Source organism: Bacillus sp. LK2 (genome assembly GCF_001043575.1).
Taxonomy (GTDB): Bacteria; Bacillota; Bacilli; order Bacillales; family Bacillaceae_G; genus Bacillus_A; species Bacillus_A paramycoides.
Map to the genome: position 1 here is coordinate 111,475 of NZ_LDUK01000002.1, position 20,444 is coordinate 131,918.

Here is a 20,444-nt window from a genome sequence, read left to right on the forward strand (position 1 = left end):
GAAGCTATAACTTAAGGTGCTTTCGTATACCCTAAGAAATGGCTTTTCCAATAAGAGTTGCTTAATGAAACGATTGCTACACCTTTATCTCCAGCTTGGATAAATGACCCGCCCCCAAGGTAGATACCCATGTGAGAAGGACCTGCTTTATAAGTGTCTTTGAAATAAATTAAGTCACCTGGCTGTGGACTTGAAGTTTGTGGTAAGCTACTCCAATATCCCGCAACACTTTGGCGGCTAATGTTATGGCCGAATTTCTTATATACGTGGTAGATGTAACCACTGCAGTCAACACCGTTAGCAGAAGTACCGCCCCAAACGTATGGTACGCCTTGCATAGATTTCGCGTATGCAAGTAGAGAAGAACTGTCACCGCTATTATTGCTTGTATTATTATTGTTGTTATTGTTTTGATTGTTATTTTGGTTATTGTTAGGTTTATTATCTACTGCGCCCCCAACTGGTGTTTTAGATAGGAAACGTGTTCCGATGTAACCAGTTTGACCGTTGTAGTTAATTTTGCTCCATCCATAGTTTTCAGAGATTACTTGAACCTTCTGTCCTTGTGGAAGTGCGCCTATGATTCTATAATTTGTACCTTCGCCGCTACGTACATTTAGTGCAGAAGCATTAATGTAGTAGTCACCAATTGCACCTTGTTCAGGTTGTTCAGGTTGTTCAGGTTGTTTCGGTTGTTCAGGAGTAGCAGTGCCACCTTTAACGAATTTCATGAATTCGCTACTAACGTAGCCTGTTTTTCCCTGATAGTTAACTTTAAACCAGCTACCTTCAGATCCAATTACGTTTAATGTCGTACCATTTAATACGCCACCAATTACGCTATGGTAAGTAGCAGGACCTGTACGAACACGTAGGGATGTTGCGTTAACAACGTAAGTACCGCCAGTTTGAACAGTTACATTATTATTTTGCCCTTGGTTGTTACCTTGAGTGACGTTTTCGTTAGAACCGCCTTTTGTTACGTAGTCTTTGCTTAAGTAAGCTGTTTGCCCTGCATAATTGATTTTGAACCAATCTTGAACTTCGCCTACAACTTGTACTACTTGTCCTTGTTTAACAGAACCTACAGTTGGGTGAGAAGTGCTAGGACCTGTACGAACACGAAGGGAAGATACATTTACTGTATAGTTTCCGCTTGCTGGTTGAACAGTTGCTTCATTGTTATTACTGTTTGTAGAACCCGTATTTGAAGAAGCACCTGATACAAATTGGCTACTTACGTAACCGACTTGTCCGTTATGCTTGATTTTTACCCAACCATTTTCTTGACCGATAACGTTTAAAGTTTGTCCTTCATATACACGTCCTGAAACAGAACTAGAAGTGCTAGGACCTGTACGTACACGTAATACATCAGCAGTAACTTTATTGTTTCCACCTGTGCTTACGTTGTTATTTGTTGCTCCGTTTTTTGATACAAATTCGCCACTAACATAGCCTGTTTGACCATTATGGTTAATTTTGAACCAACCATTCTCTTCTCCAATTACGTTTAATGATTGACCATTATAAACGCGAGTGATGATGTCGTGAGAAGTACTTGATCCTGCACGAACATGTAATACGTCAGCATTCACCGTATACGATGAACTGTTTGATGCGGAAGCTTGGACAGCTTGTGTAGCAGCTTTTTGTGTATTTTGTTCTGGGGCAGCTTGAACGCTATCAAGTGTAGGTGCTGCTCCTCCTGCTACAGACACTGCCGCAAGACCGGCAAGGTATTTTTTCATAATTTGTCGATTCCTTTCTGTCTGTAATGTAGTGTAGTGAAGAAATATTTACCAACTATTAAAAATTCTAAAAGGCATGTCGATTACTGTCAAGACTTATACGGGAATCTGAATATGACAAAAAGATTACAAGAAAAAATCAAGGCATAAATTCACACCTTGATTTTTATTTAAATACATATATTTGTTGTAGAAAGAGAGGAGATTATTCGTATTTAAGAAGATGGAATGTTGGATTTTAAAAGGCTTTGAGAAAATGACTTTTGTAGTAATTTGGTGATAGGACCAACTTGCCCATCTTGAATCGCAGTTCCATCAAGGTGGGTCATCGGTAAAATCTCAATAGTCGTTCCTGTAAAAAAGCATTCATCTGCGTTATAAACATCGCGAGTGCTGAAAAGCTCTTCTTGCACAGGAATTTGAAGGGTGTTAGCTAAAGAAAGGACGTACTGACGAATAATTCCGTTTAAAATAAGATGGTTAGCTGGATGCGTATATAGCGTTCCGTTTTTTATGAGAAAGAAGTTAGATTGGCTACCTTCAGTAACATTACCATTTCGTACGAGAAGTGCCTCTTTACATCCTTTGCGTTCAGCTTTCGTATAAGCTAATACATTTGGTAATAAATTTAGCGATTTAATATCGCAGCGAAGCCAACGAGTATCAGGTTCTGATATGGCGCGTACACCATATTCAATCCATAAAGCAGGCCTTTCCTTTTTGGATATATAAGCATAGATTGTCGGGGATGTGTCATATGAGAATGCATGTGCACGAGCTTGTACACCACGAGATACTTGTAAATAAATCGTTCCATCTTCGTGGAAATTATTACTCTCAATTAGTTTGTAGAGTAATATAATGAGTTCTGCTTTTGAGAAAGGGAGTGATAATTCCATTTCGTCCATGGAGCGATATAATCTTGTTAAATGTGGATCTAATAAGTGAAAGTTTCCGTTATAGAGGCGAATAACTTCATAGACACCATCCCCAAATTGTAAGCCTCTTTCTTCCAGCTCTATGTACGTTTTTTGTTTCGTTGTATCAATAACTGCATCATTCCATAGTACAAATCTTTCGTATGCCAATTTCCGTCCCATCCTTTCATGAGTACACAAATAAAAAAATCACTATAGTTACTGTTATGCAAGTGATTCTCTACATATGACGTATACGTACTTGTAAATATTAGAGAAATAGCGATGATTTATAGCATTTTGTATATACAAATTCGAAAATGAGAAATAAGAATCCTGCTTTTTGAAATAAAAAAAGCAACATTCGATGGAATGCTGCACAAGGAGGGTAGCTATCTTGCATAGGGACATCGTCTTTAAAGGTTTAGTTTATGTAAACAAAACACTTTGAAAGACAATAATAAGAAAGTTGAAAACAAATGATGCGCATATTTCTCTAAGGGATCTTGTTGAAGATGAGAGAAAAGAAATATGTGGAACCTTGTTTACACATTTTATTATAAAGATGCTTCATTAATGTAGTGTAAATATTCGGTGAAGGTTATGTAATTTTAAAGTTAATGTATAGAAGAAGTTACAGAGAGAAATATAAAAAAGAGGCTGAGATTACTCAGCGCTCTTCTTTTCTTCTTTAATAGTCGTTTTTACTTCACCAGTTTTGATCTTATTGCTTTCAGAGAAGCGAAGTAAGTCGCCTTCAATGATTTTGTCTGACATGTTCAGCTCATTTTGTGCACGATCAATAAGTGGTTGAGCTTCTTCTTTTGGTAATTGTACAACTTCACCAGTTTGGCGATCATAGAATGTACTGTTTGTGTACATATACTTATCTGTAATGAAACTACCGTCACGAAGAACAACAAATCCTTTATTATCTGGTGAGAATACGTCATGACCAAATCGAACGTCATTAGTAGAATCTACACCAAGTAAATTTAGAATAGTTGGCTTAATGTCAATTTCACCAGTTGGTTTTGAAATTGTTTTACCTTCTTTTTGACCTGGAACGTGAATAAACATCGGTGTTTTTTGTAAGTTCATATGGTCAAATGTAGTAATTTCTTCTTTTCCTAAGAACTGTGCCATTGCACGGTTATGGTTCTCAGAAATACCATAGTGGTCACCGTAGAATACAATTACAGAGTTGTCATAAAGACCTTCTGCTTTTAGACGTTCAATAAAGTGTTTCATCGCTTCGTCTAAGTAGCGAGCTGTTACCATGTAACGGTCAAATACTCCATCACCAGAATTGTATTCGTCGATTAATTTCGTACTGTCATCATAAGTGAATGGGTAATGGTTTGTTAAAGTAAGGAAGCGAGTATAGAACGGTTGCTTCACTTGTTTTAACATATCGATAGACTGATCGAAGTATTCGATATCTTTTAGTCCCCAGTTTAATTTTGTTTCTGGCGTAATCTTGTAGTCAAGTTCGTTGTAGTAACGATCATAACCAAGTGCCGGATACATAATATTACGGTTCCAGAATGTTGCGTTGTTTGCGTGGAATACTGATGTGTGATACCCTTGCTGACGCAAAATTTCTGGAGTTGCTGTATATTCGTTGTTACCGTGTGTGAAGAATACAGCACCGCGGTCTAGTGGATATAGTGAAGTATCTACTAAGAATTCAGCATCAGATGTTTTACCTTGTCCAGTTTGATGGAAGAAGTTATCGAAGTAATAACTTTCTTTCGCAAATTGGTTTAGGAATGGTGTAACTTCTTGTCCGTTAACTGTCGCACCAATTAAAAATGTTTGTAATGATTCAAGAGAGACAACAATTACGTTTTTCCCTTTTGCAACACCATACATATTTGGATCTGGTTTACTTTGTGTTGTTTTCACGTAGTTTTCTGTTTCTTGTAATTTACTACCATCAGCAAATGCTTTTTGTGAACTTGATTTTGCTTGTAAGCCAAGATCATATACTTGGTGTACGTATAATCCTAAGTTTTTAACAAGCATAACGCGGTCGAATGAACGAGTTAATAGTTCTGGACGTTCAGTTTCTGCAAGTCCTAGGTTTGCGAAGAAAATAGCAACTGTTGACACGAAGTATAGGGAACGCATCGGACGTGCTACACGCTCTGTCGGTGCAAAATTTTTCTTCTTCTTCAATAGAATGAAGAATACGATAATATCCGCAAATGCAAGGATAATTTTGAAGTTCAATAATTCTTTCACACTAGAACCTAAACTCCCGAAATTAGATGTTTGTCCTAGTACTGGTAAAGTAACGAAATCATTGTAGAATCCGTAGAACATTACGTTACCAACAAGAATGAACGTTAAGACAAAATTAATTCCCAGTGCTATATAGTTCCGTTTTTTCCCTTTTGCAAATAATGCAAGACCCACAAACAGTAATGATGCTGCTAATGGACTAATGAATAAAATGAATTCTTGCATAAAAGATTCAAGTTTTAAATCGAAGCTTGTGCGTGTAATGATGTAGGTTTTTAGCCATACGGCCAAAGCTACGAATAAAGTGAAACGCACATTTTGAAATTGTGATTTCATGGTTTCTTTCATTCACTTCCACCCTTTCTCTATCAGGCTTGGTCGATTTTGGAGCGAAAAATGTTAAAATAAAAAATACATAGTTTTCTTGGCCATAATTAGAGTTTCTATATTCACCCATATACGACTTTAACTATGCATACCCTTTTTGGTTTCTTGTGTTGCTCATAAGCATAACGTCATTTCTGTATTATACAACAAAATTCATTTCTGAGAAACACTATAACATTTTACATTTTTTGTATGTGGTTTGTCACTACCAGAGAAAACTTTAACATTCGTTTATATGCTCGTCAACTAGAATATATAACAAAAATTGAAAGTTTTTTGTTGAGAAATATGGAATAAAGAGTTTTAGGTGGCTGACTAGAAAACTATTATATGAAGGAAAATACGGAAAAATTAACGAACACTTGTTCTTTTGGAGTTTGTTTGTTACAATAAAATTTCATTGATAGATTATGTGTAATTTTGATGAACTTTTACTGATAACAATAACATATTGTAGCTTATTTCTTTTGAAGAATGGGGAGGCTTTTGAATGAAACAAAAATTTTCAGCTGAAGCGTTTTGGAAGAAAATAAAACATGTTGCAAAGCAGGCAGGGCAGTCGGTAATTTATGCGAGTTTATTATTGTTTTACGTTTTGCAAAGACCTGATGTTCCAAAACGAGTGAAAATTATTGTAATTGGAGCACTTGCTTATTTCATTGCACCGATTGATGCAATCCCGGATTTCATTGCTGGAATTGGTTATACGGATGATTTGGGTGCGTTAACGGCCGCACTATTACAAGCATCGATATACGTAAATGAAGATGTGAAAGATAAGGCACGAGTGAAGTTGGCAGAATGGTTTAGTTCGGATATAGACACATCATTTATCGATCAAAAATTAGATCAATAGGTGAGAACTGTCATAGGATGATAGGGCGAACGTAAGCGAGGAAGTGCATTATGCCATCAGGAAGAACGCATACGAAAATAAACTTAATATCTCTTCCAGTTGTTTTGTTTATGCTCTTTTCGTATGGATTAACAAATTTTGATTTTTTATTAACTTTTGCAATTGGCTTTTTAGTAGGTACTTCATTTTTAACACCGGATTTAGATACGTACAGTAATGCGTATAATAAATGGGGATTCCTCCGCATTTTTTGGTATCCATATAGGAGCGTAATGCCCCATCGTTCCTTTTTCACACATACGATTATAATTGGTGATATTATTCGTATTGCATACATGTTAATCGTGTTTTCTCCGTTTTTATTCCTATTAAATGTAATAGCATTGGACGGAAATTTAATAGAGATTGCGAAGGAACATGAAGTTGAAATTGTAACGTTTGTAATGGGAATTGTTGTGGCGAGTACACTCCATATTATAGCGGATAAAGTGAATACGCGCCGAAAGAAAATGATGAGAAAAAAGAAGAAACGCAGAAGATAAAGTGAAACTTTAATCAGTGGGGGCATCCCCCACTGATTATTAGTTGAACCAATCGGGTGTTTACGGGCAGTGGATCTCCCACCTAACTTCTTTGCTCCAGCTGAATTTCGAGGTGGGAGTCTTACTGCCCGCAAATAGCGGGAAAAAGGACACTTGCAAATTGCAAGTGTCCTTTTTTAATTAAACGTTTGTTTAAAATTAAGCTTTCAGTACTTTAATACCTTTTACGATGTTCCAAATGAAGTAGTATAAGCTAATGATTCCGCAAATACATAAGACAATCATTGCTCCGATTCCAAATGTTACATCAGGTTGTTCAGATCCAACGCCCATAATTCCTAGAATCATTAAACCGATAAATGTAGCGATACTTGGAATTATGTGTGTCCATAGAGCTCGTTTCGCATGTGGCTTTGTTTCAGAATCGCCTACAATCCAAACGATAATAGGGAATAAGATAGGCGTAAATAGTACACTAAAGTATGATAAAGCTGCTAGTATTTTGTTTCCGTTCATATATATCACCTCATAAATAATGTCCGTTGTTATACTTTTATTATGCAGGAAATTTGTCTAGCTTCCTATCGATGAACCTTACAAGAACGTGACGTTTTTGTAAGATTTTCACGCGAGATAATAAAATTTTCAAAAAAATCTTTTTTAATGGAAAATGATATGTTAAAGTAGAAATGAAACTTAGTGAAAACGTTTTCTTAAACGTTTTTTATTTTTAGGATGAAAGGTATGATGACCTGATAGTCTATTGATAAGGTTATATTTTATTTAAAAGGGGATTATTGAGGGGGAGAGAACAATGAACACATGGACACAAGTTTATGACCCATTCGGTAACATTTGGATTTCCGCAGCGGTCGCACTTATTCCAATTATCTTTTTTTTCTTAGCTTTAGCAGTTTTCCGCATGAAGGGGTATGTGGCAGGATTTATTACAGTTGTATTAACAATTTTGGTGGCGTTATTTGCGTATAAAATGCCGTTCACAATGGCAATGGCAGCAACCGGGTATGGTTTCTTATACGGATTATGGCCAATTGCTTGGATTATCATTATGTCGGTATTTTTATATAAAATATCTGTGAAAACAGGTCAATTTGATGTCATTCGTGCATCTGTATTATCAATTACAAATGACCATCGATTACTCGTTATTTTAATCGGATTTTCATTTGGAGCATTTTTAGAAGGGGCAGCAGGATTTGGTGCACCAGTAGCGATCACGGCAGCGCTTCTTGCAGGTCTTGGATTAAATCCTTTATATGCAGCAGGTCTTTGTTTAATCGCAAATACTGCACCAGTAGCGTTCGGGGCAATGGGGATTCCGATTACAGTTGCTGGACAAGTAACAGGCATTGATCCGCATAAAATCGGACAAATGGCTGGGCATCAATTACCATTCTTATCTTTATTTGTTCCATTCTTTATCGTATTTTTAATGGACGGTTTTAAAGGAGTAAGACAAACGTGGCCTGCTTTATTTGTAGCGGGTAGTTCATTTGCAATTACACAGTTTATTACAGCGACGTTTTTAGGGCCAGAACTTCCTGATATTACGTCAGCACTTGTAAGTTTAGTAAGTTTATCGCTATTCTTAAAAGTTTGGCAGCCGAAAGAAATTTATCAGTCTAAAGAAGCGAATAGCGAAGTAGCAGCAACGACGGTGACATCTATGCCGAAACTAACAGTAGGAAAAGTAGTAAAAGCATGGTCTCCGTTCATTATTTTAACTGTGATGGTAGTCATTTGGAGCCAAAGTTTCTTTAAAGCATTATTCGCTCCAGGCGGCGCTTTAGAAAGTCTTGTATTTAAGTTTGAAATTCCAGGCTTGCACAATTTAGTAATGAAAGCAGAGCCTATTGTAAATAAACCAACACCTTATGAAGCAATCTTGAAATTAGATATTTTATCAGCGACTGGAACAGCGATTTTAATTGCGTGTATCATTTCTATCTTTATTTTGAAAATGAGTGCAAAAGATGCAGTAGCAACATTTAAAGAAACATTAAACGAACTGAAAATGCCAATTCTATCTATCGGATTCGTATTAGGATTCGCATTTATCGCAAACTATTCTGGTTTATCTTCTACATTAGCGTTAGCGCTAGCAGGAACTGGCGGATTATTCCCGTTCTTCTCACCATTCCTAGGCTGGATTGGCGTATTCTTAACAGGATCAGATACGTCAGCGAATGCACTGTTCTCGAATTTACAAGCAATCACAGCGCAGCAAGTTGGCGTATCTGAAGTGCTTCTCGTTGCAGCAAATACAACAGGTGGTGTAACAGGTAAAATGATTTCTCCGCAATCGATTGCGATTGCTTGTGCGGCAGTTGGTCTTGCTGGGAAAGAATCAGATCTGTTCCGTTTCACGGTGAAGCATAGTTTATTCTTCGTTATTATTGTTGGGATTATGACGTATGTGCAGGCTTATTATTTGACTTGGATGATTCCGTAAACAATAAAAGAATTAACCTTTGCATTTTTCAGATTATCGTGTATGATGGGAAAGTATTGAAAATTAAATCAGTGATAAACTAGGGGTGCCTAACGTATGCGTAGGCTGAGAGAGAAGCGTGTGAACTTCTTAACCCTTTGGACCTGATCTGGCTCGTACCAGCGTAGGGAAGTTAACGGCTTTACATAATTATGTCTTTATGAGCCAGGTCCTTATTTTTTTATGGACCTGGCTCTTTTTATTTTGGCATACGCTGGCCATATCTCGTCCTTGTCACGAACAGGGGGGCAATAAAGGTTATGAAACAGTCTGTTTCAGCTGAGCAAATTGAATTGAAATCGAGTTTACCAGGGAGTAAAAAAGTATATGTGGATGGACCACGTGAAGGTATGAAAGTACCGATGCGCGAGATTGAACAAAGCGACACGAACGGCATCCCAAATCCGCCAATCCGTGTGTATGATACGAGTGGCCCTTATACGGATCCTGAGTATAAAGTGGAGCTGGAAAAGGGGATTCCAACGCCGCGCCACTCTTGGATCATCACGCGTGGTGATGTGGAAGCTTATGAAGGGCGCGAAATTAAACCCGAGGATGACGGTGTAAAGGTGGCTTCAAAACATACACCTGTTTTCCCGCAAATGAATCGCAAGCCGCTTAAAGCGAAGCAAGGTGCAAATGTTACGCAAATGCATTATGCACGTAATGGCATTATTACATCTGAGATGGAATATGTTGCGATTCGTGAAGGGGTAGAGCCAGAGTTTGTTCGTAAGGAAATTGCGGAAGGACGCGCAATTTTGCCGGCCAACATTAACCATCCAGAAGCAGAACCGATGATAATTGGACGTAATTTCCACGTGAAGGTAAATGCAAATATCGGAAACTCAGCTGTCTCGTCTTCCATTGCAGAAGAAGTAGAGAAGATGACATGGGCAACGCGCTGGGGTGCGGATACGATTATGGATTTATCTACAGGTAAAAATATTCATACAACACGTGAGTGGATTATTCGTAATGCTCCGGTACCAGTTGGAACAGTGCCAATTTATCAAGCGCTTGAAAAAGTAAACGGGATTGCAGAAGATTTAACGTGGGAAGTGTATCGCGATACGTTAATCGAGCAAGCGGAGCAAGGCGTTGATTACTTTACGATTCACGCTGGTGTATTACTTCGTTACATTCCAATTACTGCAAAGCGTACGACAGGTATCGTTTCCCGTGGTGGTTCTATTATGGCGCAGTGGTGTTTATTCCATCATAAAGAAAACTTCCTATATACTCATTTTGAAGAAATTTGTGAAATTATGAAGCAGTACGATGTTTCGTTCTCTCTTGGAGATGGGTTACGTCCAGGTTCCATTGCAGATGCAAATGATGAAGCACAGTTTTCAGAGCTTGAGACACTTGGTGAATTAACGAAAATTGCTTGGAAACATGATGTGCAAGTTATGATCGAAGGACCTGGGCATGTACCGATGCATTTAATTAAAGAGAATATGGAGAAAGAACTTGATATTTGCCAGGGCGCGCCGTTCTACACACTTGGGCCGTTAACGACTGATATCGCACCAGGTTATGACCATATTACATCAGCAATTGGTGCAGCGATGATCGGCTGGTTTGGAACGGCGATGCTTTGCTATGTAACACCGAAAGAACATTTAGGTTTGCCGAACAAAGATGATGTTCGTGAAGGGGTTATTACGTACAAAATTGCTGCGCATGCGGCCGATCTTGCGAAAGGGCATAAAACGGCTCATCAGCGTGATGATGCACTTTCAAAAGCGCGATTTGAATTCCGTTGGCGCGATCAATTTAATTTATCTTTAGATCCTGAACGTGCGATGGAGTATCATGATGAAACGTTGCCAGCAGAAGGGGCGAAAACAGCTCATTTCTGTTCGATGTGTGGACCGAAGTTTTGCAGTATGAGAATTTCACATGATATTCGTGAATATGCGAAAGAAAATGATTTAGAAACGACAGAAGCAATTGAAAAAGGAATGAAAGAGAAGGCAGAACAATTTAAAGAAACTGGTAGTCATTTATATCAATAATAAGTTACACCTCTTTACTTGATTGATCACACTGTACCTAGCTTAAATATAGAAGAAGCCCCCTTTGCTAAGACGGTAGCAAAGGGGGCTTCTATTTTCCCTTGAACAAACGTGGCTTGTCTCAAGTTTGTACTGGTAGTATATTCAGCAAAAAATAAGAAGAACTAGACGTATAATGGAATGATGTGAATATGTGTTTTTTTAGATATAAGGCAAGTATGCATAGTAGTGAAATAACTATTAGGAGAGGTGTCTAATAAATGAGGGGCATTCTATGTTTGAATGCCCCTCATCTATCCCGCATTAACGGGCAGTAAGACTCCCACCTCAAAATTCGGCTGTAAAGCAAAGGAGTTAGGTGGGAGATCAACTGCTCGTAAAAGCCCGATTGGTGAGGGCTGATAATCAGTGGGGGATGAACAAAACCCCCACTGATTAAAGTTTCACTTTATTATTTTTCCTTCAAAAAAGTTCGATCCTTCAAGAATAAATTCCAGAAGAAAATAAATCCTGGTAGTAAAATTGCAATCCCGATTGCGTAAAGAATAAGCAATGCATAAAATGTTTCGGTCGTCGTAAAGCTTGTAAATACAGTTACATCTGGGTAAATGATATATGGTAAATGTGCGACGCCGTAAGCGTAGCTTGCAAATGCATACTGAGCGACAACAGCTAAAACTGCAATACGAGGGAAGCCTAGTGTGTTGTATTTCTTATTTGTCCACCAAAGGGAGGAATAGCCGATAACAAATAAAACGATAGAAACTGTAAACCATGGGAATTGTTTTATTAATCCCTGCATAAGCCAGTGTGTTTTAGGGTCCATTACAACGAGAGCAATAATAGCAGTAACAAGCGTTGCGGGACCAAGTATGATGGCATTTCTTCTATAAATTCGGTACGTATCTTCAGAACCTTGTTCTCTCGCAAAATCAGCAAGGAAGAGAGAAGAGAGAAATAGTTCCGATGTTAGTCCGAAGAGCATATAACAATATATAACGGGGCTAGAAAGAAGCTTTCCATAAAGGAGCACTTCTTTTCCTTCAGACATTGTAATATAGGCGCCCTCTGTGACGGGTAGAACGGTAATTAATAGAGCTGGAATTAAGAGTCCAGTAATACCTGAAATAATACGAAGAAGATGTTGGTATTTCGGCAAAGAGTAAGCAAATACCATAAATGTACTTCGAATCGCAACGAGTACTAAAATTAACATAACTGGTACAAACATAACCGTTGCAAGGGTAAAGGCTGCTTTTGGAAAGAAACCGAGAAAAGCGACTACGACAAAGACGAGAAACGTATTTGTTACTTCCCAAGTTGGTGATAAGTACCGATTGGCAAGCTTTGCAGCGAGTGTCGGATGTTTAGCGTATACCATGCCCCAAAAACCAGCTCCAAAATCAATGGACCCTAATATACTATATACGAAAATAAGAGCCCATAAGATGATGATTGCAATGCTTTCCTCATGCACGAGAATCGCCTCCTTGTTGATGTAAATCGTTCTTTAGCGGATGTCTCTTAAAGAATGTCCGTAGTACAAAGACTGTTAAAATAGCGAGTCCGATGTATAAAATGATGAATAGGACAAATAAAGGACCGACGAAATCGGCACGTGTAGCAGCATCTAACGTACGTTGCATGCCATAAATTGTCCATGGTTGGCGACCACTACAACTGAAAATCCATCCGAATTCAATCCCGAGCATCATAACAGGTCCACATGCAGCAGTCGCCCAAAGAAGCCATTTCGGTAACTCCGCTCCTTTTTTTCGATAAACAAAGTACCAATACATGAGGGCAATAGCTGCGACAGCAAAGGTAAATGTAGCAGAGCCGACCATTAAATTAAAAAGCGTATGTGTATAAAATGGTGGCCACGTTTCTTGCGGGAATTCATTTAGCCCTTTTACGACGGTACTAGGATCGAGTCCTACTAATAAGCTGAGCATGTTTGGAATTTCGAGTGCATAGTTTAGTTCAAGGGTATTAGGATCAACAACCCCGCCAATTGATAGAGGAGCATGTGATGTCGTTTCAAATAAAGCTTCAGCAGATGCTAGTTTTTCGGGTGAATGTTTATGTAAGGCGATAGCAGATTCGTGCCCTGAAAGCCACATCGTAGCACCAGTAATGAAAGTAACGACAAGTCCTAAAAGTAATCCTTTTTTATGATAAGCAATTTCACGTGCGCTTATATTTCGTTTCAATAATTTAAATCCGGCGATAGAGGCGATAACTGCTGCTCCAGTTGCATATGCCGTAATAACAACGTGGAATGCACTTGTACCAAAGCTCGGATTAAAGAAAGCTTTCCACGGATCAACGTTAAAAACTGAGCCATCCGGACTCATTGAAAAGCCCGCTGGTGTATTCATCCATGTATTTGCTGATGTAATAAGCACGGCGGATGCAGTGGCACCAAGCATAACGAAAAAGAGCGAGACTAACCTCATAAATGGAGGTAGTTTATCAGCTGCATATACGTAAATAGACATGAATAAAGCTTCCAAAAAGAAGGCGAAAATCTCAATTTGAAAGGGAACGGAAATAACTTGACCAACAATTTTGGCGAAGCCAGGCCAAAGAAGTGAAATTTGCACACCTACAATTGTTCCAGTTGGAATTGCTACACCGAGAAGGATGGCAAAAGCCTTTGTCCATCTTTTTGCCATAATGGCATAGTCAGAATCCTTCTTCCAGTGATACAATATTTCACTTATAAAAATCATTAAAGACAGTCCGACTCCAAGCGTTGCAAAGATAATGTGGAATGCTAGTGAAGAACCGAAAAAGGCCCTTGCTAATGTTACAGTATCCATATGTATGCTCCTCTTCTCTTTTTGCCATTATTTTCTGATTGAATTGGAAGATTTATTCAAAAAAACTACCAAAAATATGTGTGTATTTAAAAAGTGAGTATGGTAATATGATTTTGAAATATTCGAAAGAGAAAGAAATATAAAAATCGGTAATATTTTATAATCTTTTATGCGAACATAAGTTCTGTTTAGGCGTGTTACGTTTATAGAATGAAGAAGTTTATGTGAAATGGAGAGGGTGTCTTATGTATCCTGAAGTCATTAAAAAGATGGCATTTTCAAAAGAGCATAGAGATTTATTATTAAAGTTGTATAATAAAGAAATTACGCGTCGTGAATACGATCGACTTGTGGAATCGCTATATAGACCTTCTAAAGAAGCTTGTGAAGGATAATGGAGGAGACAATCTAAAGGATTGTCTTTTTTATATTTGTGTATGTTCTAATAAAATTAAGGTTAGTCTTACTAGGGAGGTGAAAAGTTTGCGAAAACGTGTATATATAGGGATTGGAATTATTGTCTTACTTGCTTTAGGAGGAAGTGTGTTTTGGGCGGCTTTACAAGGAAATCGTACGGAACGTTTTATTTTAAGGCATATGGTAAATGAAAATGGGACACTTGCAACGTACCGTTTAGCAGATACAAAGGCAGGAACAGGTGAGGCGAAAGGCCACGAAGCTTTATCGGAATCGGCAGGATTATGGTTACAGTATACGCTGGATAAAGATGATCAAGCATTATTCGATGAACAAGTAAAGGTCATTCAAAATTATTTTGTACATAAGGATCATATCGTTTTATGGAAAATCTCTGAAAAAGGGGAAATGCAGTCAGCCACAAATGCACTTATAGATGACCTTCGTATTATTGAACAATTATATCGGGCTTATGAAATGTACAAGGAAGAGCGTTATAAACATTTGGCAGATCAATTGAGCGATGCTGTACTTCGGTATAATAAAAAAGATAATTATTATGTTGATTATTATGACGTAGATGCAGGTAGACAAAATAAATTTACAACAACATCTTACATAAATCCTCATGCATTCTCTTATATGAAAAGGTACGGAAAAATTTCTGCTGAACAATATCAGGAAGTTGTTCAGTTTTTAGCTAATTATCCGAGAAACGGTTGGGCATTTCCGAAAGAGTATAAAGAAGATGGTACATTTACGTATGATAAAGAAGTGAATCTTATTGATCAATCGTACGTTGCTTACCATCGTAGTCTAGGTGGTCTTTCATCAGATGCTTATTTGGAATTTATAAAGAAGAAATTCCACGAGGATGGAAAGTTATACGGTCGCTATAACTTAGAAACGGGAAAACAAGCTGTGAATTATGAATCACCAGCCTCTTACGGTTTAACTATTTTGTATGTACTACAAACAGGTGATACAAAGTTTGCTAAGGAATTGTATGAACGGATGACTACATTCCGAAATGATAATGTATTTAGTAGATATTACGGTGGATATGTAACAGGTGAAAATAATAATACACATATATTCGATAATGTATTGCCACTTCTAGCTGAAATGGAACTGGAGAAGAGTAAGAAATAGAAGGTGCCATCCTAGGGGATGGCACCTTTTTATGTTTGTTGTTATTTGTTGATAAGTCGCTATAATTTCATGTACTAATAGTAGAAAAGTACTTGATAACAAACTTACGAAATTGCTGGGCAGTTTTTGATAAGTAACGTTTCTTTGACCAACTTAAGCCGATTGTTCTTTCGCAATTGGGTTCAATAATACGTAGCTTATTTGATGCTAAAGTAGAGTTTTTCAATAAAGTTAAGCTTGGGACAAAGGCGACGCCAAGACCTTGTTTAATAAGGTCGCTAATAACGGTTGGTTCATCTACTTCAAACGCGATATGCGGAGTAAAACCAGCTTCGTTACAAAATACATCTGTTAAGTGTCGGAATCCGTAACCAGTGTTCATACTAATGAATGGCTCGTCTTTTACTTCATGCAGATGAATGCTTTCGCGGTTTGATAATCGATGGCCTGAAGGGACGACTAAGAAAATTTCTTCTGTGATAAGTGGTTCCCAAACAATTTCTTCTCCTTCAATTGGCACAGAGGAAATGCAAAAATCAATCTCCTTATCATCTAGTTGCCGTTTCATAGAAGGAGTAGATGCGAGGAATTGTTGGAATCGTACGTTAGGATGTTCTAATAAAAAAGAACCGAGGAGTTCCGGTAATATTCTCGGGATAGAAACGGCTAGTGTAATAGAGCCTTGTTGTAATTCTGCTAAATCTTTAATTTCTCGTTCTCCTTCACTTAATTCATGAAAAATACGTTCTACTCGCTTTAAAAATACTTTTCCGAAAGAGTTTAGTGTAATTTTTCGACCTTGGCGATCAAATAAAGGGACACCTAAGTCCTTTTCTAGTCTAGCAATTGTTTTGCTGAGTGAAGGTTGTGCAATGTGCAATTCTTCGGCAGCTTTCGTCATATGTTCTAACCGTGCAACAGTTTGAAAATATTTTAATTGAAGAAGTTCCATTTTGAATCTCCTTTCTATAGACCAAAAGGAATGAATTGATAATTAAAGATGTATTATACAGTATGAAAGGTGACGTGTATAGTAAATCTGTTAAACCATTCGAAGAGTGTTAAATTAGAAGAAGGAGTATTTTTCATGAAGGGAATTCAACTTATATTTAAAGATTGGAAGGCGATGTGGAATCATAAACATGGACGTATCGCTTTAATTTTTTTACTAATTGTTCCTTTAATTTATGCGGGATTCTTTCTAGCTGGATATTGGGATCCATACGGACGATTAGATAAATTACCTGTTGCGGTTGTTAATTTAGATAAAGGTGCTGTGATGGATGAAAAAGCGATCCACGCTGGAGACGATTTTGTAAAAAATTTAAAAGAAAACAAGGAACTAGCTTTTCATTTCGTATCAGAAAAAAATGCCGATGAAGGGTTAAAAGAAGATAAATATTATATGGTCGTTACAATTCCAGAAGATTTCTCGAAAAAGGTAAGTACACTAATGGATGAGAAACCAGAGCCGGCACAGCTACAATATAAAGTAAATCCAGGTAAAAACCTTGTAGCAGCTCAAATTGGAACGACAGCTGTTGAAAATATGAAAACAAAAATCTCAAATAGCATTACAAAGTCTTATACAGAAGGTGTCTTTTCAAAGTTTCAAGATTTGGCGCAAGGTTTGAATGATGCAAGTAATGGTGCTGGAAAATTGCATGAGGGAACGACAGACGCGAAAAACGGAATTAATGAGCTTTCTAGTGGTATTAACCGTTTAAGTGATGGTGCAAATCAGTTGAAAGAAGGTAGCGATAAGCTTGCGGCTAGCCAAGGGGCGTTAACCGGAGGAGCGAATGAACTGAGCCAGGGAGCAACATCTCTTCATAATGGAATGGAGTTGCTAACGGAAGGTGAGAAAGGGCTACAAGAAGGAGTTAGTAATTTAAGTGCTGGAACAAATGAATGGATAAGCGGAAATGAAAAGTTAGCGGAGGGACAGGCTAAGGCAGATGAAGCGGCAAATGCGGTCAAAAAGCAATTAGAAGAGTACGCGAAAAATCATCCAGAAGTACAGCAAGACCCTGCCTTTCAGCAAATTGTTGCTACTTCTAGCGGATTAGCTAAAGCAACAAATACATTAAATGCTAGTCAACAACAATTGACGCAAGGTGCGAGGAAGTTAACTGACGGGCAGCATAAGATTGAAGAAGGTATGAATACATTCGGAGCTAAATTAAATGAAGCGACGAGTGGAACAAAAAAAGTAGCAGATGGTGCGGCAAATTTAGCTGATGGATTCACGAAGTGGGGAAATGGATTTACATCATTACAAGAAGGTGTAAATCATCTTGCGAGTGGCGGAACGGAGCTAAATAATGGCGCTGGAAAGTTAACAGATGGACTTATTAAGCTCGACGATGGTGCGAAGGAACTTTCTACGAAATTGGGAGAAGGCGCAGAGAAGATAGCGAATGTTCGTAATGATGATGCGCGTAATGCGATGTTCTCAGAGCCAGTTCAATTAGTGAAGTCAACTGTTTCTGACGTACCTAACTACGGTTCAGGAATTGCGCCATATTTCTTATCACTGGCATTCTATGTCGGTGGAATTATGGCATCGAATATTTTACCTCTTGGACGTAGGCAAAATATGAAGGTAAGCGGGACGGTACATTTTATAAATAAATTAGGCTTAGTATATTTAATTGGATTAATTCAAGCATTCCTTGTAGATGCGGTTGTGCTTGGATTTATGAAATTAGAAGTCGCAAGTGTACCACTGTTCGTGTTATCAAGTATTATTATTTCCTTTACGTTCATGACATTTATTCTTATGTTAGTAACGGTATTCGGCATTGTTGGGAAATTTGCAGCGGTAACGCTTCTCGTCCTTCAATTAGCGACGAGTGGAGGTACTTTCCCAGGAGAGTTAAATATAGCAGTGCTTAGCAAAATTGGACAGTTTCTCCCAATGTCTCATTCTCTTAGAGGATTACAAGATGTTATCTCGTTAGGGGATTGGTCGCAATTACGAATGCAAATTTTAATTTTATTATGCTATCTTGTTGTCGCTGGTGGAATTGCCTGGATCACGAGTCATATACAGCATAAGGAAACGAATGCAGAGCAAGTTTCATAATATAAAGAAGCTATCCGTACAAAAGGTTTCATTACGACCTTTTCGGATAGCTTTTTCTTATTTCTTTTCCATAACTGCAAAGTAATTCTGTTCGCTGTCAGCAAAGTTGAATGCTCTACCTGTAGGTAAGTTCATAATTTTCCCAACTGTGACGTTTTTCTCAGAAAGATCTTTATAGAGTTGATCTAGGTTATTAGAGAAGAACATTAATGAAGGGGTATTTAAGTTTAATTCAGGTTGCATCTTTGCGATTAACGCTTTATCGTGAAGGACGATGCTTGTTGCTGCTTCTTTTGTTGGAGCGATTTCAATCCAGCGAAATCCTTGTCCGTTATTTTCTTCAGCAATGATTTGGAATCCTACTGTTTCTGTCCAGAATTGTACTGCCTCATCTTGATTGTTTACATATAACATAATTTGTCCAACTTGATTGATCATAGCTGTCTCTCACTTTCTTTTCTCATATGAAACATTATTATATCAGAGATATTGTTTAAATACTTTTTCATGATTCTTTCGGATTGAAATCCTCGTCCATTTCATCTTCGTTGTAGGCGAAGGTCCTGTAATCCACGTGTGAAATGGTAGTATGCTAACAATAAACATAGTTGCAAGAGAAATTGTGGCCGTTACTATAAATAGTAATAGGCTATATAATATTGTGTTTTCTTGCAGGGCGAATAAGGAAAGAAATTTTGTGCATAGTTGCAAGAAGAAAAAATGAGCTAAATAAGCACCGTACGTGTAATTCCCGATAAATCGTAAAGCTTTATATAAGAAACCACGTCGCTGTACAATTGTAATAGATAGCACGTATAGTATGATAATTTCGCATACAATATATAGAAACATTGATGGTTTTAAATAGGTAGAAACAGTTAAATGAATAGAGTTTGCACCATAAAAACTAAATAACTCATAATTGATAAATAAAAATAAAACGAAAAATAAGATTGTCACAAGAGGGATATGTTTCATTACAAATAAGCGCCAAGTTTTTAATGCTACAGCTGCTATTCCTCCCATAACGAAATAGAATGAATAGAAGAAGAAAGAACGATCTGTGTAATGTAAAATGGTTGAGTTAGTCAATTTCTCTCCATTGAAAATGTAGTGGGAAGAGTACCACATTAAAAGAAAATATAGACAAGCGAAAATGGTCATATATTTATATATGTCTTTTTTATTTTCTGTTCGTTTTTGAAACCAATAAAATAGTGTGCATAGTAAAGGGAACAATAAGTGAATTTGGAACATCATAATTACGTACCAAAGATGAGGTGCGGCCGTTCCGAGTAATAAACTTTTTATTCCACTTTGCATTGTAACGATTTCATTTGTTGTTAATAGGTAAAGAATAGACCAGAAGAAATAAGGAATAAGTAAATGTGAGGCTTTTTCATAAATATATTCTGTATAAACGAGTTGTTTCGTATATTGCCGAATTAAGTGAAATCCGACGATAAATATGAATGCAGGTGCTGAAAACTTTGCGAGATTAAATAACATACCCATAATGAGGGATTGCTCAAGTAAGATGTTCCCTTGATTCATTGTATATAATAAGGAACTTTGCAAAACGACAGCAAGAAATGCAATGCTTTGCAAAACTTTAAATTCTGGTGCGCTTTGTGTCATCGTGTCCATCTCCTTTTCCATACATGATTATAGTACGGAGGAGGGATGAGAGGTGTGTAATATTTGTGAAGATTGCAACAAATTTGTGGCG

At 37.5% G+C, this 20,444-nt stretch carries 16 protein-coding genes and 1 riboswitch; of the genes, 7 read left to right on the forward strand and 9 right to left on the reverse strand.

Annotation, left to right across the window (positions count from 1 at the left end; genetic code table 11):
• Positions 1-11 precede the first annotated feature (11 nt).
• The 3 genes from VK90_RS02440 to VK90_RS02450 form a co-directional block, all read right to left on the reverse strand.
• Positions 12-1,751: a C40 family peptidase gene (locus VK90_RS02440; protein ID WP_048370203.1), complete on the reverse strand. Its 1,740-nt coding sequence runs from the start codon at positions 1,749-1,751 to the stop codon at positions 12-14.
• 215 nt (positions 1,752-1,966) lie between these two features.
• Entirely contained in the window at positions 1,967-2,851 is an 885-nt protein-coding gene (locus VK90_RS02445; protein WP_082147753.1) for a D-amino-acid transaminase, read from the reverse strand.
• A 483-nt stretch (positions 2,852-3,334) separates the two neighbouring features.
• A complete protein-coding gene (locus tag VK90_RS02450) occupies positions 3,335-5,263 on the reverse strand; it encodes an LTA synthase family protein (RefSeq protein ID WP_048370208.1) in 1,929 nt (642 codons plus the stop codon).
• Positions 5,264-5,792: 529 nt separating this feature from the next.
• On the opposite strand from VK90_RS02450, the gene VK90_RS02455 reads away from it, so the two are divergent.
• Positions 5,793-6,158 carry a YkvA family protein gene (locus VK90_RS02455; RefSeq protein WP_002174247.1) on the forward strand — a complete coding sequence of 122 codons (366 nt, stop codon included), beginning with the start codon at positions 5,793-5,795 and terminating at the stop codon, positions 6,156-6,158.
• A gap of 50 nt (positions 6,159-6,208) precedes the next feature.
• A complete protein-coding gene (locus tag VK90_RS02460) occupies positions 6,209-6,700 on the forward strand; it encodes a metal-binding protein (protein WP_002174246.1) in 492 nt (163 codons plus the stop codon).
• 198 nt (positions 6,701-6,898) lie between these two features.
• Here the strand turns inward: VK90_RS02460 and VK90_RS02465 are convergent, their stop codons facing one another.
• Positions 6,899-7,216, reverse strand: a complete 318-nt coding sequence (locus tag VK90_RS02465; protein WP_048370211.1) for a DUF4870 domain-containing protein — start codon at positions 7,214-7,216, stop codon at positions 6,899-6,901.
• A gap of 298 nt (positions 7,217-7,514) precedes the next feature.
• Here VK90_RS02465 and lldP point away from each other — a divergent pair, with 298 nt between their 5' ends.
• Together lldP and thiC are read left to right on the forward strand one after the other, a co-directional pair.
• Complete coding sequence (gene lldP, locus VK90_RS02470) at positions 7,515-9,173, forward strand: L-lactate permease (protein WP_048370213.1); 1,659 nt, start codon at positions 7,515-7,517, stop codon at positions 9,171-9,173.
• 71 nt (positions 9,174-9,244) lie between these two features.
• Positions 9,245-9,360: riboswitch (TPP riboswitch) on the forward strand.
• A 112-nt stretch (positions 9,361-9,472) separates the two neighbouring features.
• Positions 9,473-11,233 carry a phosphomethylpyrimidine synthase ThiC gene (gene thiC / locus VK90_RS02475; protein ID WP_048370215.1) on the forward strand — a complete coding sequence of 587 codons (1,761 nt, stop codon included), beginning with the start codon at positions 9,473-9,475 and terminating at the stop codon, positions 11,231-11,233.
• A gap of 451 nt (positions 11,234-11,684) precedes the next feature.
• Here thiC and VK90_RS02480 read toward each other — a convergent pair whose 3' ends face one another.
• Together VK90_RS02480 and cydA are read right to left on the reverse strand one after the other, a co-directional pair.
• Positions 11,685-12,710 carry a cytochrome d ubiquinol oxidase subunit II gene (locus tag VK90_RS02480; RefSeq protein ID WP_002174242.1) on the reverse strand — a complete coding sequence of 342 codons (1,026 nt, stop codon included), beginning with the start codon at positions 12,708-12,710 and terminating at the stop codon, positions 11,685-11,687.
• Positions 12,703-14,058 (reverse strand): cytochrome ubiquinol oxidase subunit I, encoded by a 1,356-nt coding sequence (gene cydA, locus VK90_RS02485; protein ID WP_048370217.1) that lies wholly within the window; start codon positions 14,056-14,058, stop codon positions 12,703-12,705. Before cydA ends, VK90_RS02480 begins: the two co-directional genes overlap by 8 nt.
• A 245-nt stretch (positions 14,059-14,303) precedes the next feature.
• On the opposite strand from cydA, the gene VK90_RS30090 reads away from it, so the two are divergent.
• On the forward strand, positions 14,304-14,453 hold the full coding sequence (locus VK90_RS30090) for a hypothetical protein (protein WP_002174240.1): 150 nt from the start codon (positions 14,304-14,306) through the stop codon (positions 14,451-14,453).
• An 88-nt stretch (positions 14,454-14,541) separates the two neighbouring features.
• A complete protein-coding gene (locus VK90_RS02490; RefSeq protein WP_048370220.1) occupies positions 14,542-15,627 on the forward strand; it encodes a hypothetical protein in 1,086 nt (361 codons plus the stop codon).
• A gap of 67 nt (positions 15,628-15,694) precedes the next feature.
• On the opposite strand, the gene VK90_RS02495 is transcribed toward VK90_RS02490, so the two are convergent.
• Complete coding sequence (locus VK90_RS02495) at positions 15,695-16,579, reverse strand: LysR family transcriptional regulator (RefSeq protein ID WP_048370222.1); 885 nt, start codon at positions 16,577-16,579, stop codon at positions 15,695-15,697.
• Between the two features lie 135 nt (positions 16,580-16,714).
• Here VK90_RS02495 and VK90_RS02500 point away from each other — a divergent pair, with 135 nt between their 5' ends.
• Positions 16,715-18,715 (forward strand): YhgE/Pip family protein, encoded by a 2,001-nt coding sequence (locus VK90_RS02500; protein WP_048370225.1) that lies wholly within the window; start codon positions 16,715-16,717, stop codon positions 18,713-18,715.
• Between the two features lie 57 nt (positions 18,716-18,772).
• Here the strand turns inward: VK90_RS02500 and VK90_RS02505 are convergent, their stop codons facing one another.
• Together VK90_RS02505 and VK90_RS02510 are read right to left on the reverse strand one after the other, a co-directional pair.
• Positions 18,773-19,153, reverse strand: coding sequence for a VOC family protein (locus VK90_RS02505; RefSeq protein ID WP_048370227.1), 381 nt, complete (start codon positions 19,151-19,153; stop codon positions 18,773-18,775).
• Between the two features lie 42 nt (positions 19,154-19,195).
• Positions 19,196-20,353, reverse strand: coding sequence for an acyltransferase (locus VK90_RS02510; protein WP_048370229.1), 1,158 nt, complete (start codon positions 20,351-20,353; stop codon positions 19,196-19,198).
• Positions 20,354-20,444 lie beyond the last annotated feature (91 nt).

Bases quoted from the DNA above. Each gene is read 5' to 3' on its own strand.
- VK90_RS02440 (WP_048370203.1), bottom strand. From the start codon at position 1,751: ATGAAAAAATACCTTGCCGGTCTTGCGGCAGTGTCTGTAGCAGGAGGA.
- VK90_RS02445 (WP_082147753.1), bottom strand. From the start codon at position 2,851: ATGGGACGGAAATTGGCATACGAAAGATTTGTACTATGGAATGATGCA.
- VK90_RS02450 (WP_048370208.1), bottom strand. From the start codon at position 5,263: ATGAAAGAAACCATGAAATCACAATTTCAAAATGTGCGTTTCACTTTA.
- VK90_RS02455 (WP_002174247.1), top strand. From the start codon at position 5,793: ATGAAACAAAAATTTTCAGCTGAAGCGTTTTGGAAGAAAATAAAACAT.
- VK90_RS02460 (WP_002174246.1), top strand. From the start codon at position 6,209: ATGCCATCAGGAAGAACGCATACGAAAATAAACTTAATATCTCTTCCA.
- VK90_RS02465 (WP_048370211.1), bottom strand. From the start codon at position 7,216: ATGAACGGAAACAAAATACTAGCAGCTTTATCATACTTTAGTGTACTA.
- lldP (WP_048370213.1), top strand. From the start codon at position 7,515: ATGAACACATGGACACAAGTTTATGACCCATTCGGTAACATTTGGATT.
- thiC (WP_048370215.1), top strand. From the start codon at position 9,473: ATGAAACAGTCTGTTTCAGCTGAGCAAATTGAATTGAAATCGAGTTTA.
- cydA (WP_048370217.1), bottom strand. From the start codon at position 14,058: ATGGATACTGTAACATTAGCAAGGGCCTTTTTCGGTTCTTCACTAGCA.
- VK90_RS30090 (WP_002174240.1), top strand. From the start codon at position 14,304: ATGTATCCTGAAGTCATTAAAAAGATGGCATTTTCAAAAGAGCATAGA.
- VK90_RS02495 (WP_048370222.1), bottom strand. From the start codon at position 16,579: ATGGAACTTCTTCAATTAAAATATTTTCAAACTGTTGCACGGTTAGAA.
- VK90_RS02500 (WP_048370225.1), top strand. From the start codon at position 16,715: ATGAAGGGAATTCAACTTATATTTAAAGATTGGAAGGCGATGTGGAAT.
- VK90_RS02505 (WP_048370227.1), bottom strand. From the start codon at position 19,153: ATGATCAATCAAGTTGGACAAATTATGTTATATGTAAACAATCAAGAT.
- VK90_RS02510 (WP_048370229.1), bottom strand. From the start codon at position 20,353: ATGACACAAAGCGCACCAGAATTTAAAGTTTTGCAAAGCATTGCATTT.